General features: G+C 64.2%; 13 protein-coding genes. 1 reads left to right on the top strand and 12 read right to left on the bottom strand.

Features of this window, described 5'->3' with window-relative positions; translation table 11 throughout:
• Positions 1 to 114 precede the first annotated feature (114 nt).
• The 12 genes from metK to pyrR all read right to left on the bottom strand — a co-directional run bounded on the left by metK (position 115) and on the right by pyrR (position 12851).
• Positions 115 to 1344 carry a methionine adenosyltransferase gene (metK, locus tag ACSVIE_RS09860; RefSeq protein WP_442423683.1) on the bottom strand — a complete coding sequence of 410 codons (1230 nt, stop codon included), beginning with the start codon at positions 1342 to 1344 and terminating at the stop codon, positions 115 to 117.
• Between the two features lie 76 nt (positions 1345 to 1420).
• Positions 1421 to 2650 carry a bifunctional phosphopantothenoylcysteine decarboxylase/phosphopantothenate--cysteine ligase CoaBC gene (coaBC, locus tag ACSVIE_RS09855; RefSeq protein WP_442423682.1) on the bottom strand — a complete coding sequence of 410 codons (1230 nt, stop codon included), beginning with the start codon at positions 2648 to 2650 and terminating at the stop codon, positions 1421 to 1423.
• 28 nt (positions 2651 to 2678) lie between these two features.
• Positions 2679 to 2939, bottom strand: coding sequence for a DNA-directed RNA polymerase subunit omega (gene rpoZ / locus ACSVIE_RS09850; RefSeq protein ID WP_017197559.1), 261 nt, complete (start codon positions 2937 to 2939; stop codon positions 2679 to 2681).
• Positions 2940 to 2977: 38 nt separating this feature from the next.
• Positions 2978 to 3550 carry a guanylate kinase gene (gene gmk / locus ACSVIE_RS09845; protein ID WP_442423681.1) on the bottom strand — a complete coding sequence of 191 codons (573 nt, stop codon included), beginning with the start codon at positions 3548 to 3550 and terminating at the stop codon, positions 2978 to 2980.
• A gap of 22 nt (positions 3551 to 3572) precedes the next feature.
• A complete protein-coding gene (gene mihF / locus ACSVIE_RS09840; RefSeq protein WP_426002819.1) occupies positions 3573 to 3899 on the bottom strand; it encodes an integration host factor, actinobacterial type in 327 nt (108 codons plus the stop codon).
• Between the two features lie 98 nt (positions 3900 to 3997).
• A complete protein-coding gene (gene pyrF, locus ACSVIE_RS09835; protein ID WP_442423680.1) occupies positions 3998 to 4864 on the bottom strand; it encodes an orotidine-5'-phosphate decarboxylase in 867 nt (288 codons plus the stop codon).
• Entirely contained in the window at positions 4857 to 8165 is a 3309-nt protein-coding gene (gene carB / locus ACSVIE_RS09830; RefSeq protein WP_426002821.1) for a carbamoyl-phosphate synthase large subunit, read from the bottom strand. The genes pyrF and carB overlap by 8 nt, the downstream gene beginning before the upstream one ends.
• Positions 8165 to 9406, bottom strand: a complete 1242-nt coding sequence (carA, locus tag ACSVIE_RS09825; RefSeq protein WP_426002822.1) for a glutamine-hydrolyzing carbamoyl-phosphate synthase small subunit — start codon at positions 9404 to 9406, stop codon at positions 8165 to 8167. The genes carB and carA overlap by 1 nt, the downstream gene beginning before the upstream one ends.
• The gene (locus ACSVIE_RS09820; protein ID WP_426002824.1) at positions 9384 to 9911 is read right to left on the bottom strand and encodes a PH-like domain-containing protein; all 528 of its coding nucleotides are present in this window, start codon (positions 9909 to 9911) and stop codon (positions 9384 to 9386) included. The genes carA and ACSVIE_RS09820 overlap by 23 nt, the downstream gene beginning before the upstream one ends.
• Entirely contained in the window at positions 9911 to 11260 is a 1350-nt protein-coding gene (locus tag ACSVIE_RS09815; protein WP_442423679.1) for a dihydroorotase, read from the bottom strand. The genes ACSVIE_RS09820 and ACSVIE_RS09815 overlap by 1 nt, the downstream gene beginning before the upstream one ends.
• On the bottom strand, positions 11260 to 12270 hold the full coding sequence (locus tag ACSVIE_RS09810; RefSeq protein ID WP_442423678.1) for an aspartate carbamoyltransferase catalytic subunit: 1011 nt from the start codon (positions 12268 to 12270) through the stop codon (positions 11260 to 11262). Before ACSVIE_RS09810 ends, ACSVIE_RS09815 begins: the two co-directional genes overlap by 1 nt.
• Positions 12267 to 12851 carry a bifunctional pyr operon transcriptional regulator/uracil phosphoribosyltransferase PyrR gene (gene pyrR, locus ACSVIE_RS09805; RefSeq protein ID WP_426002827.1) on the bottom strand — a complete coding sequence of 195 codons (585 nt, stop codon included), beginning with the start codon at positions 12849 to 12851 and terminating at the stop codon, positions 12267 to 12269. The genes ACSVIE_RS09810 and pyrR overlap by 4 nt, the downstream gene beginning before the upstream one ends.
• 156 nt (positions 12852 to 13007) lie before the next feature.
• Between pyrR and ACSVIE_RS09800 the strand changes: the two genes are divergently transcribed.
• The gene (locus tag ACSVIE_RS09800; RefSeq protein ID WP_426002829.1) at positions 13008 to 14261 is read left to right on the top strand and encodes a PrsW family intramembrane metalloprotease; all 1254 of its coding nucleotides are present in this window, start codon (positions 13008 to 13010) and stop codon (positions 14259 to 14261) included.
• Positions 14262 to 14266: the final 5 nt, after the last annotated feature.

Raw genomic sequence — 14266 nt, 5'->3', positions numbered from 1 at the left:
CCGGCCGGCAGGCGCCAACAAACGAAAGGTGCCCGCAGCGGCACCAAACCGCTGCGGGCACCTCCGGAACAAGTAGACCGTGCGCCACTGACAATATTGCCCGGTCGCCGGCGGTCAGGCGTTGAAGAATTCCTTCAGGTCGGCGACCCGGTCAAGCCGTTCCCAGGTGAAGTCGGGCTCGTCCCGGCCAAAGTGCCCGTGGGCTGCGGTCTTGGCGTAGATCGGGCGCTTCAGGTCCAGGGCATCGATGATGGCACGGGGGCGGAGGTCGAAGATCTCGTTGATGGCCTCGCTGATGCGGGCTGGATCCACGGTTTCCGTACCGAAAGTCTCCACGTACGTGCCCACGGGGCGGGCCTGTCCGATGGCGTAGGCGATCTGGATTTCAGCACGCTTGGCAAGCCCTGCTGCTACCACGTTCTTGGCCACCCAGCGCATGGCGTAGGCCGCCGAACGGTCCACCTTGGACGGATCCTTGCCGGAGAACGCACCGCCGCCGTGGCGGGAGAACCCACCGTAGGTGTCGACAATAATCTTGCGGCCGGTGAGTCCGGCGTCACCTACCGGACCACCGATCACGAAGGCACCGGCAGGGTTGAGGATGTTGGAAACCTTGGAAATATCCAGGTTGGAAGCCGCGAGGACCGGATCGATCACGTGGCTGGCAAGATCCGCCCGCAACTGCTCCAAGCCGGTTTCTTCTGCGTGCTGGCTGGAAATGACGACCGTCTGGACGGAAACCGGGCGATCGCCGTCGTACCCGACCGTGACCTGGGTCTTGCCGTCCGGACGCAGGTACGCAAGCTCGCCGTTCTTCCGCACCTCGGTGAGCCGCTCCGACAAGCGGTGGGCCAACCAGATGGGCGTGGGCATGTAAGACGGCGTCTCATCACTGGCATAGCCGAACATGATGCCCTGGTCACCGGCGCCCTGGAGGTCGTAATCGTCCTCCTGGCGGCCTTCACGGGCTTCCAGGGAATTGAAGACGCCCCCGGCGATGTCATTCGACTGCTGGCCGATGGACACGGAAACGCCACAGCGGGCGCCATCGAATCCGTTGGCTGACGAGTCATAGCCGATACCCAGGATCGTTTCGCGCACAATCTGCGGGATTTCAACGTAGGCGTCCGTGGTGACTTCACCGGCCACGTGCACCAGACCCGTGGTGGCCATGGTTTCGACCGCGACCCGGGATTCGGGGTCGGCAGCCAGCAGGGCATCAAGGATGGCATCGCTGATTTGGTCGCAGATCTTGTCCGGATGCCCCTCAGTCACCGACTCGGAGGTGAAGAGCCGGAGCTTGGACGGGGTGCCGTGGTGTTCATGGTGCAGCGGTAAAGTCACTAGACCACCTTACTGTGTTGCGGGACGGCGGCTTTCGCCGTGTGTCCGATTGCTAAGAATTCCAACCGCCACGCGGCTACGGGGCCGGGGAAACCAACGGCAGTTCGCTGGCCACCCGAACGATCACCGCAGCGGCAACCTCCGCCTTTGATCCCGAAGCCTGCTCAGGTTCAGCTCCGCGCCCGGACAGGATCACCACGGAATTTTCGTCCTGGCCGAAGACCCTGCCGACACCCACATGGTTGACCACCAGCAGGTCGCAGCCTTTGCGCTTCAGCTTGGCGGCCGCGTGCTCCAGGACGTCTCCCTGCTCATCGCCTGTTTCGGCAGCGAATCCCACAATCAACTGTTGGGCCCCACCGGCATCGCGCTGTTCAACCAACTCCCGCAGGATGTCCGGGTTGCGGACCAGGTGCACGACGGGAGCGTCTTCGCCGTCGACCTTCTTGATTTTGGTGTCGGAAACCTCCGCCGGACGGAAATCGGCAACGGCGGCGGCCATAATCACGACGTCGGAGTCCACTGCCGCTTTCAGCGCAGCTTCCCGCAGTTCCAGCGCAGATTCGACACGGACGAGTTCGACGCCGGCCGGCGGCTCGACGTCCATATGGGCTGCCAGGAAACGGACCTCGGCACCCGCCGCCAACGCGGCAGCAGCCAGGGCGGCGCCTTGCTTGCCGGAGGAGCGGTTTCCGAGGAACCTCACTGGATCCAGGGCTTCGCGCGTGCCGCCAGCTGAAATCGTGACGGTACGGCCGGCCAAAGGGCGTTCCCGGCCGGCTCCGGTTACCAGAGCCATGGCGGCCTCGAAGATCTCCTCGGGGTCGGGAAGGCGGCCGGGGCCTGAGTCGGCGCCGGTGAGGCGGCCCGAAGCCGGTTCCAGCACTGCCACTCCCCGCTCGCGAAGGGTGGCCACGTTGGCCCGCGTGGCGGCGTGCTGCCACATCTCCGTGTGCATGGCAGGTGCGAACAGCACCGGCCCGTGAGCCATCAGGAGGGTGTTCGTGAGCAAATCCCCGGCCTGTCCCGTAGCCGCTTTGGCCAGGAGGTCCGCAGTGGCCGGAGCTACGACAATGAGGTTGGCCTCGTGCCCCAGACGGACATGGTTGACCTTCTCAACGTCATCGAAAACGCTGTTGCTCACGGGGTTCCCCGACAGGGCTTCCCACGTGGCTACACCGACAAAACGGGTGGCGGCCTCAGTGGGAATGACCGTGACCTGGTGTCCGGCTTCAGTAAAAAGCCGGAGGAGCGATGCAACCTTGTAGGCTGCGATCCCTCCCCCGACTCCGAGGACTATGCGCACGTGACCTCCGTCAACAGGCAGTCGTGTTTTATTCTGCAGGCTCGATCGGCGTGGAAACGAGCAGGCCTTCGTTGATCTCGCGCAGGGCGATGGAAAGGGACTTCTCGTTCAGCTTGGTGTCGACGAGCGGTCCGACATATTCGAAAAGGCCCTCGTGCAGCTGGGCGTAGTACGCGTTGATCTGGCGGGCACGCTTGGCGCCGAAGATCACCAGGCCGTACTTGGAATCGGCAGCCTCAAGCAGCGAATCGATCGGCGGGTTGATGATGCCTTCAAGGTTGGTGGACACGAATTCTCCAAATTCTAGCGGGCCGACAATGCAAGCGCTTAGCGCCCGTGCGGGGTAAGCCCCATGAGTGAAACAAGCTCGTCCGCTGCCCGGCGAACGTCGTCATTGATGACGGTGTGGTCAAACTCCGGTTCAGCAGCAAGTTCAAGTTTAGCGGTTTCCAGCCTCCGCTGCTGTTCCTCGGCAGTTTCCGTGCCGCGGCCCACCAGCCTCCGCACCATTTCGTCCCAGCTCGGCGGGGCGAGGAAGACGAACTGGGCATCCGGAACGGCTTCCTTGACCTGGCGGGCTCCCTGCAGGTCGATTTCCAGCAGGACGGACTTTCCCTCGGCAATCGCGGCATTGACCGTACTGCGGAGTGTCCCGTAACGGTTGTGGCCGTGGACAACAGCCCATTCCAGAAGTTCGCCGTCCTCAACCAGGGAATCGAATTCCTCGGCGGACTTGAAGAAGTAGTGGACGCCGTCCTTCTCCCCTGGCCGGGCGGCACGGGTGGTGGCGGAAACTGAAAGCCAAACCTCCGGATAGTTGTCCCTGATGTAGGTGGATACGGTTCCCTTGCCTACAGCAGTAGGGCCTGCAAGGACAGTCAGTCCAGGTTTCTTGCTCACGGATTCCTTAGGAGAGTTGCTTTTATGCGCTTGGCTGGTTTCCCATAAAATCTACCAGCGCCTTGGCCTGGTGTACGCCCAGGCCGCGGATACGGCGGGAACCGGCGATGCCGATTTCCGCCATGATCCCGGCAGCACGCACCGGACCAATGCCCGGAAGCGCTTCCAGCAACTCGACGACGCGCATGCGGGCTATCGCGTCATCCGAGCCGCCACTGGCTATGAGTTCGGCGACGCTGACCTCGCCACGCTTCAGCTTTTCCTTGGCCGCGGCCCTGACGGCACGCGCCTTGGCGGCCTTCTCCAATGCGTCGGACCGCTCCTTCGGTGTCAGCTCTTTAAGGCCCACTGCCAAACCCCTGTCAGCTCCGATGTGTGATCCAGATCATGAGAGAACTGTTCCTGAACCTACCTGCAGCCACTGCGGAGCGCAATGCGCTTGCGTAATCAGTCAGCCAGCAGTCCGTCCAGCGTTTGGCGCGTTGCCTCACGCAGACCTGCCACAGTGGGACCTGCGGCCAGGATGCCACGGCTGGAGGTCGCCAGGACAGTCGGATAAGCAGCACCAAAAGTAGCCCGAAGGTCGGCCGGAGTAGCGCCCTGGGCGCCCAGGCCCGGGGCCAGGATCGCACCCCGCACCGGGGCGAGGTCAATGGCCAGGTCCTCCAGTGCCGAACCGATGGTGGCCCCAACAACCAGGCCCACCGATCCCAAGGCACCGGAATACCGCTCGTTTTCCCTGGCGGTTGCCGCGACAATCTGCCGGGCCACTGAATCGTCGCCGCCAACGTGCTGGACGCTTTTGCCCTCAGGGTTGGATGTCAGCGCGAGGACAAATACTCCCCTGCCATACTCCGCGGCAAGGTCCAGGGCAGGACGCAGGGACTCAAAACCGAGATAGGGGCTCAGTGTCACCGAATCGGCCGCCAACGCCGAACCGTCCCTGAGCCATGCATCTGCGTAGGCGGCCATCGTTGAACCAATGTCTCCTCGCTTGGCGTCTGCGATGCTCAGCACGCCTGCATCCGCAGCAGCAGCCAAAGTGCGCTCCAGGACAGCCATGCCGGCAGACCCGTGACGCTCGTAGAGGGCCACCTGCGGCTTGACGGCGGCAGCGAGGGAAGCCACCGTCTCGACCACGGTGAGGGAAAAGCGCTCCAACCCGGCGGCGTCGTCGTTCAGTCCCCAGTCCGCCAGCAACTGCGGGTGCGGGTCGATCCCAACGCACAGCGGACCCCTGTCAGCCATGGCCGCAACCAGCCGGGAGCCGAAAGACTCCCGGACCGGCTGCTGGACTTCCTGTGCCTCAGGCATTCGCTGCTTCCAGCGATGCAGTCAGGTTTGCTGAATGCTCCTGCAGGCTGGTGACCGACCATTCGTAGGTCCGCAGGGCCTCGATGGCCTGCACTGCGGCATTGAACTCGGCCACGGTGGTGATGCAGGGGATGCCGATCGATGTCGCGGCAGCGCGCAGTTCGTAACCGTCGCTGCGGGCCTCGCCACCGGACGGGGTGTTGAACACCATGTCGATTTCACCCGCGACCACGAGGTCGGCAATGGTGCCTTCGCCTTCGGCGCTGCTGCCCTCGGCAACCTTCCGAACGGGAGTTGCCTGGATGCCGTTGCGGCGCAGGACATCCGCCGTGCCGCCGGTGGAGACAATCTCGAAGCCGAGGTCGGACAGGCGCTTGACGCCCATGATGACAGAACGCTTGTCCCGGTTGGCTACCGAGACGAAGATTTTGCCACCGGTGGGCAGCGCGTTGTTGGCCCCGGACTGGCTCTTGGCGAACGCGGTATCGAAGTGCTTGTCGATGCCCATGACCTCACCCGTGGAGCGCATCTCCGGGCCGAGCAGCGAGTCCACCACCTTGCCTTCCGGAGTACGGAACCGGCTGAACGGCAGGACTGCTTCCTTCACGGCCACAGGAGCATCCAGCGGAAGAGTGGAGCCGTCACCGGTTTCCGGCAGCATCTTGTAGGCAGTGCGGAGTTGGTTGATGGTCACGCCAGTGCCGATCAGCGCGGCAGCCTTGGCCATCTGGACGCCCGTTGCCTTGGAGACGAACGGGACGGTGCGGGAGGCACGCGGGTTGGCTTCCAGGACGTACAGGACGTCGGAGGCCAAGGCGAACTGGATGTTGATGAGCCCTCGAACGCCCACGCCCTCGGCGATGGCACGGGTAGCCGTGCGCACGCGTTCGATCACGTTGTTGCCCAGCGTGATCGGCGGCAGGACACAGGCCGAGTCACCGGAGTGGATACCGGCCTCCTCGATGTGCTCCATGATGCCGCCCAGGTACATGTCGTTGCCGTCGAACAGCGCGTCAACATCGATCTCCACCGCATCTTCGAGGAAGCGGTCGATCAGCACCGGGTGGTCCGGCGTGATTTCCGTCGCGTTGGCGATGTACCGGGAAAGGTTGGCCTCGTCATAAACGATCTCCATGCCGCGACCGCCCAGCACGTAGGACGGGCGGACCAGGACCGGGTAACCGATCTCGTCGGCAATCTTCTTGGCGTCCTCGAAGGAAACGGCCGTACCGTTCTTGGGCGAGGTCAGGCCGGCTTCATCCAGCACGCGGGCGAACGCACCACGGTGTTCGGCGAGGTCGATGGCTTCCGGCGAGGTACCGAGGATCGGAACACCGGCATCGGCCAGCTGCTGGGCGAGCTTGAGCGGAGTCTGGCCGCCCAGCTGTACGAAGACACCCATCACGCCACCGGTGCGCTCTTCGGCAGCGATGACTTCCAGGACGTCTTCGAGGGTCAGCGGCTCGAAGTAGAGGCGCGTGGAGATGTCGTAGTCGGTGGAAACCGTCTCCGGGTTGCAGTTGACCATGACGGTCTCGTAGCCGGCCTTGCGGAGCGCCATGGAGGCGTGGACGCAGGAGTAATCGAACTCGATGCCCTGGCCGATGCGGTTGGGGCCGGATCCGAGGATGATGACCGACGGCTTGGCGTGCAGGCCCACTTCGTCTTCCTCGTCGTAGGCCGAGTAGTGGTACGGCGTGTAGGCCGCGAACTCGGCAGCGCAGGTGTCCACGGTCTTGTACACGGGGCGGATGCCCAGTGCCTGGCGGACACCGCGCACCACGGCTTCGGAATTATGGGTCAGGGCACCGATCTGCTCATCCGAGAAGCCATGGCGCTTGGCGTTGCGCAGCATGTCTTCGCTCAGGACGCCGGCCTTGCGGATTTCCTGGGCGGTTTCGTTCAGCAGCTGGAGCTGGTCCAGGAACCACGGATCGATCTTGGTGGCTTCGTAGAGGTCCTCCACGGTGGCACCTCCGAGGAGGGCGCGCTGCACCTGGTACAGGCGTTCCGTGGTGGGACGCTTGGCCTTTTCGATGAGGCCGGCAACGTCGTATTCCGGCACCGGCGTGAAGTCCAGCTGCGAACCCTTCTGTTCCAGGGAGCGCAGGGCTTTCTGCAGGGCTTCGGTGAAGTTGCGGCCCATCGCCATGGCCTCGCCCACCGACTTCATGGTGGTGGTCAGGGTGTTGTCGGCTGCGGGGAACTTCTCGAAGGCGAAGCGCGGGACCTTGACCACCACGTAGTCGAGGGTCGGCTCGAAGGATGCCGGCGTCTTCTGCGTGATGTCGTTGGGGATTTCGTCCAGCGTGTAGCCCAGGGACAGCTTGGTGGCGATCTTGGCGATCGCGAAGCCGGTGGCCTTGGATGCCAATGCCGATGACCGGGAGACGCGCGGGTTCATCTCGATGACCACCACGCGTCCGGTGTCCGGGTTGATGGCGAACTGGATGTTGCAACCGCCCGTGTCCACGCCGACTTCGCGGATGACGGCGATGGCGACGTCACGCAGCTTCTGGTATTCGCGGTCCGTCAGGGTCAGGGCCGGCGCAACGGTGATGGAGTCGCCGGTGTGCACACCCACGGGGTCGAAGTTCTCGATGGAGCAGACAACAACGACGTTGTCGTTCTTGTCGCGCATCATCTCGAGTTCGTATTCCTTCCAGCCGAGGATGCTTTCCTCGAGAAGGACCTCGGTGGTGGGGCTGTATTGCAGGCCCTGGCCGACAATACGGCGCAGGTCGTCCTCGTTGTACGCCAGGCCGGAGCCCAGGCCACCCATGGTGAAGGACGGACGGACCACCATGGGGTAGCCCAGGTCCTCGGCAGCCTTGAAGGCCTCGTCCATGGTGTGGATGATGTGGCTGCGTGCCGACTCCGCACCGCAGCGTTCCACCACGCCCTTGAACTTCTCCCGGTCTTCACCAAGTTCGATCGCAGCGATGTTGGCGCCGATGAGCTCGACGTTGTACTTCTCCAGCACACCGTTCTTGTCCAGGGCGATCGCCGTGTTCAGCGCCGTCTGTCCGCCCAGGGTGGGCAGCACGGCGTCAGGACGCTCCTTGGCGATGATCTTTTCGACCACTTCCGGCGTGATGGGTTCGACGTAAGTGGCATCGGCGAATTCGGGATCCGTCATGATGGTGGCCGGGTTGGAGTTCACCAGGATGACGCGCAGGCCTTCGTCCTTGAGGACGCGCAGCGCCTGGGTCCCGGAGTAGTCGAACTCGGCCGCCTGGCCAATGACGATCGGACCCGAACCGATGACAAGGACGCTCTTGAGATCTGTACGCTTGGGCATTACTTCTTGTCCTCAGTCTTGGATTCGGTGGAGTTGTGGTTGGCTGCCTTGGCATCGGCCATGAGGTCGATGAAGCGGTCGAAGAGGTAGGCAGCGTCGTGCGGGCCCGCGGCAGCCTCCGGGTGGTACTGGACCGAGAAGGCAGGGATGTCGAGGCACGCAAGGCCTTCGACGACGTCGTCGTTCAACGAAACGTGGCTGACCTCGACGCGTCCGTAACGTTCCTCCGGCGCCACAGTGGCACCGTTCAGCGGCGCGTCGACGGCGAAGCCGTGGTTCTGGGAGGTGATTTCCACCTTGCCGGTGCGGCGGTCCATGACCGGCTGGTTGATGCCGCGGTGGCCGTAGCGCAGCTTGTACGTGCCGAAGCCGAGGGCACGGCCCAGGATCTGGTTGCCGAAGCAGATACCGAAGTACGGCAGCTTCTCGTCCAGTACGGAGCGCAGCAGCGTCACCTGGTGGTCAGCCGTGGCAGGGTCGCCCGGTCCGTTGGACATGAAGAAACCGTCCGGCTTCACGGCGTTGACGTCCTCGACCGTGGAGGTAGCCGGAAGGACGTGGACCCGAACGCCGCGCTCGGCGAAACGGACAGGCGTCATGGCCTTGATGCCGAGGTCGACGGCGGCGATGGAGAACCGCGGTTCGCCCTCCCAACCGTGGTCCTTGGGATCCACGACATAGGCTTCGTCGATGCTGACCTCTTCGGCCAGTGCTGCGCCTTCCATTGGTGCGCTGGCCAGGACGATGTCCAGAAGTTCCTTATCGGATGCTTGGGCAGCCTCGCCGGAGAAGATCCCGGCGCGCATGGTCTTGTGTTCACGCAGGTGCCGGGTAATGGCGCGGGTGTCCACGCCCTGGATGCCCACGATGCCCTGTTCGACCAGTTCGTCGTCGAGGCTTCGTTCCGAGCGCCAGTTGGAGGGGCGGCGTGCGGCGTCGCGGACGATGTAGCCTGCCACCCAGATGCGGCGGGACTCAGCGTCTTCGCTGTTGACGCCCGTGTTGCCGATGTGCGGAGCGGTCTGAACCACGAGCTGGCGGGCGTAGGAGGGGTCGGTGATGGTCTCCTGGTAACCGGTCATGCCGGTAGCGAAGACGGCCTCACCAAGGGCAGTTCCCTGGGCGCCGTAGCTGCGGCCGCGGAACATGCGGCCGTCTTCGAGCACCAGTACTGCTGCTGAGGATGAGGTTGCGGTGGCTGCGTTACTGTCCGTCACTTTATTTCTTTCCACTATCGGCATCTGCCTGGGGGGCTGCGGAGATCAATTCCTGGATGGCTTGGAGCAAGGGCTGTCTGTCGGCGCTGTGCCTGGACCGGAAGCCGGTGTCGAGTTCCTGTTGGCCCAGCTTCCAGCTGATGACCAAAAGGCCGTCCTTTTCGACGAACTTTCCTGCCATGCCGCTGGTTTCCCGGGTTTCCACCAAGGCTTCCCGGGGGATGAACACCGGCGCAACACCTGCCCTGTCGAACAGGATGCCTTCGGCGTGGACGCTCAGCTCCGCGGTGGTCCTGATGCCCAGTCCCTGCACGGCGATGCGGTCCAGCCAGTCACCGGCGGTTGTGGTGGCGACATACTGGCCGTCGGCCACCAGTGAGGCCGGAGTCAGTTCGCCCGGCACCTGCGGAAGGCGTTCGACGCCGGCCTGCCGCCTCAGCCTGCTGCGCCAACCAAACCAGATCATCGCCAGGACGGCGATGACCAGCACGGCCGTGATGACAGCCGTCAATGTTTGGGTGCTGTCCATCACGTACCGCTGACTGCCCCGGCGGCCGGGGTTGCGTCGTCGGTGTATCGGTATGGGGTGTTCAGCTGGCCGTTGAGCACTGTGGGGTGTCCCTTGAAGAAGGTAGCCACCACAGATCCGGGCAGGTCTTTGCCCTTGAACGGTGAATTGCGGCCCATGGTGGCCATCTTATGGGGGTCCACGGTCCAGCGCGCAGCCGGGTCGACCAGGATGACGTTGGCGGGCTCTCCTGTTTCGAGGGGACGTCCCTGGTCGGCCAGCCGGCCGATCGTTGCCGGGCTGAAGGACGTGACCCTTGCGAAGTCGGCCCACGTCATGAGGCCCGTCTCGATCATGGTCTCCTGGACCACGGACAAGGCGGTCTCAAGGCCGGTCATGCCCATGGCCGCCTGTGCCCACTCGCATTCCTTGTGCTCGCTCGGGTGCGGCGCATGGTCCGTTCCAACGACGTCGATCGTGCCGTCGGCAAGCCCTTCGCGGAGTGCCTGGACATCGTGGTTGGTGCGCAGGGGCGGGTTGACTTTGTAGACGGGGTCGTAGCTGCGGACCAGTTCGTCGGTCAGGATCAGGTGGTGCGGGGTCACCTCTGCCGTGACGTTGATGCCCCTGGCCTTGGCCCAGCGGATGATCTCCACCGAACCTGCCGTGGAGACGTGGCAGACGTGCAGGCGGGAACCGACATGCTGTGCCAGCAACACGTCCCGGGCAATAATGCTTTCTTCGGCGACCGCCGGCCAACCGGCGAGGCCCAATACCGCGGAGACAGCGCCTTCGTTCATCTGTGCCCCGGCAGTCAGGCGCGGTTCCTGCGCGTGCTGGGCCACCACGCCGTCGAACGCTTTGACGTATTCCAAGGCACGGCGCATGAGGACCGGGTCGTGGACGCAGATACCGTCGTCGGAGAACATCCGGACCTGGGCGCGTGAATCAGCCATGGCGCCCAGCTCGGCGAGCTGCTCGCCTGCGAGCCCCACGGTCACTGCCCCAACCGGCCGGACATCCACCCACCCGGAAGCACGGCCCAGGCTGTGGACCTGCTCCACAACGCCGGCGGTGTCCGCCACCGGGTTGCTGTTGGCCATGGCGTGGACGGCAGTGAATCCGCCCAAGGCGGCGGCACGGGTTCCGGTCTCCACCGTTTCTGCGTCTTCGCGACCCGGTTCACGCAGGTGGGTGTGCACATCAACCATGCCCGGAAGGGCAACCAGGCCGGCAGCGTCGATAACGGTAGCGTCGTCGTCCCTAAGGTCCTTTCCCCGCCCGGCGATGATGCCGTCACGGATCAGCAGGTCCTCGGAGTCGCCACCAAGAATGGCGGCGCCACGGATCAGGTACGTGTTTTCGGCCATCAGTTGCTCTCCTTGGTGGACTGGTGCGAAGCGGTGGATGCGGTGTCGCGGGTGTCGCCGGACAGCAGCAGGTAGAGGGCCGCCATCCGCACGGAGACACCGTTCCGGACCTGTGCCAGGACGGTGGACCGCGGTGAATCGGCGGCAGCAGACGAAATTTCCAGGCCGCGGTTCATGGGGCCCGGGTGCATGATGATCGTGTCCTTCATGCCGAGGTCGTCCAGTGTCCGCAGGCGGGCATCGTCAAAGCCCCAGCGGCGGGAATACTCCCGGGTGGACGGGAAGAAGGAAGCGTTCATGCGCTCACCCTGGACGCGCAGCATCATCATGGCGTCAACTCCCGATTCGAGGGTCTCGTCCAGGTTGTAGCTGACCTTGCAGGGCCAGTGTTCGACGCCGATCGGCAGCAAGGTGGGAGGCGCCACCAGGGTGACTTCCGCCCCGAGGGTCCGGAGAAGCCACACATTGGAACGGGCCACGCGGGAGTGCAGGACGTCCCCTGCGATCGCCACCCGCATGCCACTCAGGTTGGCGCCGGTGGAGGCGGTTCCGTTGACCCGCGACCAGTGCCGGCGCATGGTGAAGGCGTCCAGCAGGGCCTGGGTGGGGTGCTCATGGGTTCCGTCTCCGGCGTTGACCACTGCGGCATCGATCCAGTCCGTGGCCGCCAACCGATGGGGAGCCCCCGAAGCCCAGTGCCGGATCACCACAGCGTCGGCGCCCATGGCGGCCAGCGTCTGGGCAGTGTCTTTGAGCGACTCACCCTTGGACACCGAGGAGCCCTTGGCGGCAAAGTTGATGACATCGGCCGACAAGCGCTTGGCCGCGGCTTCGAAGGAGATGCGGGTCCTCGTGGAGTCCTCGAAGAAGAGGTTCACCACGGTGCGGCCGCGGAGGGCCGGCAGCTTCTTGACCTCGCGGTCCCCCACCGCTGACATTTCCTCGGCGGTATCAAGGATGCGGATAGCGTCCGCGGCGCTGAGGTTTTCGGTGGAAAGTAGGTGCTTCACTTACCCGCCTCGATCACTACTTCGTTGATGGGTTCACCGTTCACTGCATCTGTCTCTTCAAGGCGCACGCGGACTTTTTCGGCCGAGGACGTGGGCAGGTTCTTTCCTACGTGGTCTGCACGGATGGGGAGCTCACGGTGGCCCCTGTCCACCAGGACCGCCAGCCGGACGATACGGGGACGGCCCAGATCCACCAAGGCATCGAGGGCGGCGCGGATGGTGCGGCCGGAGTAAAGGACATCGTCAATCAGGACGACCACTTTGTTGTCGATGCCGGACAACGGAAGGCGTGTGTGGTGGGGAGGGCGCGTGGGCTGGTGGGAAAGATCGTCACGGAACATGGTGACGTCCAGCTGGCCGACTATGGTCTCGGCGTTGACTGCGGGATCGGCGGCAGCGATCTTGTTGGCGAGGCGCACTGCCAGAGGATAGCCGCGACTGGGGATGCCCAGCAGGACCAGGTCCTGGGAGCCCTTGTTGGCCTCGAGGATCTCGTGGGCGATACGAGTGAGCGCACGGTCAATGTCCGCCTGGTTGAGGACAACCCGCGGAGGAACCTGTGCTGAAGCAATATCAGACATTCGCTCGTCTCCCCTTTCCCCGCCTCACAGGACGGAATTAAAAAAGGAATATTTGCGCTTCAAAACTACCACAGGCCCTCGCCCCGGCCTCACCGGCCAGGCAGGACACCGGTGAGTTTAAGCTCACATTCCGGCCGGTGGAATAGGGTCTTATCCATGAGCAGCAACCATCCTGGCAGTCCCGGCGGCCACAACCCCTACCATCGCCCCTCCTTGGACCCGGCGACGAATCCCACGTGGATCGGGCGCGTCCAGCCAGTGAACTACCAGCCCGCCCCGGGGAACCCCGGCCGGCACCCGCAGCAGGACTGGATGCTCCCGCCGGTGTCCCGCCCACGACGCTCCCCGGGCCTGCTGCCCCTCCTGCTCACAGGAGCCGTACTGGTCATGGGCAGCCTGTTGCTGGTGGTGCCTTTCCTGCTGGGGAACACCGGTGTCACCGGCTTCGTGGTGGGATTCATCGCGTCCTTGATCCCCCTGGGTGTGGTCCTGTTGACGGTCCGCCTCATAGACCGCTGGGAACCGGAACCGCCACGCCTGCTGTGGTTCGCCTTTACCTGGGGTGCCGCCGTCTCCATCGCCGGCACACTGCTGATCCAACCGCTGTTCGCCGTGGCCGCACCGACCACCAGCGAGGAGGCCTTCACCTATTTCATGGCCACGGTCCAAGCCCCGATTGTTGAGGAATTCACCAAATCGCTGGGCCTCCTGGTGCTGCTGCTGGCCGCGCGAAAGTACTTTGACGGACCGGTGGATGGCGTGGTTTTCGCCTTCACCATCGCTGCGGGCTTCGCATTCACGGAAAACATCCTGTACTTCGGCCGTGAGATTGCCTCTTCCACGGATCCGGGGGCGGACTTCGTGCGGATCTTCATCCTTCGCGGCCTCATGTCGCCGTTCGCCCATGCCATCTTCACGGGCACCACAGGCTTGGTCATGGGATTCGCGGCACGCAAGTGGCACGCGGGCTACGCAGTCCTTGCTTTCATCATTGGGCTGCTCCCCGCGATGTTCCTCCACAACCGCTGGAACAGCATGGGACAGGACTTCCTGGTGGAGTACTTCGTTGTCCAGGTGCCCATCTTCATCCTGGCCGCGGTCGGAATCATCCTCCTGCGCGTCGCGGAAGGGAAGCTCACGCGCCAGCGGCTCATGGAATATGCCCGTGCGGGGTGGTTCACCCCCGCCGAGGTCGACATGCTGGCCACGTCCGCGGGCCGCCGCCAGGCTATCCGGTGGGCGGGGTCCCGTGGCAGGGCTGCCCAGATGCGTGCTCTCATCAAGGAGGCAACGGCACTGGCCTTTTCGCGCCAACGGATCCTCAGCGGGCGGGACGTCCAGCATCACCAGCATGACGAGCTGGAACACCTCAGGACCATCCCTGCCCTTCGAGCAGCAGTACTGCAGTAGGCCCG

This window comes from Paenarthrobacter sp. NCHU4564, from assembly GCF_052156435.1.
Classification (GTDB): Bacteria; Actinomycetota; Actinomycetes; order Actinomycetales; family Micrococcaceae; genus Arthrobacter.
The sequence above is the reverse complement of the archived record's forward strand: the minus strand, read 5'-3'. Positions and strand labels throughout refer to the sequence as shown.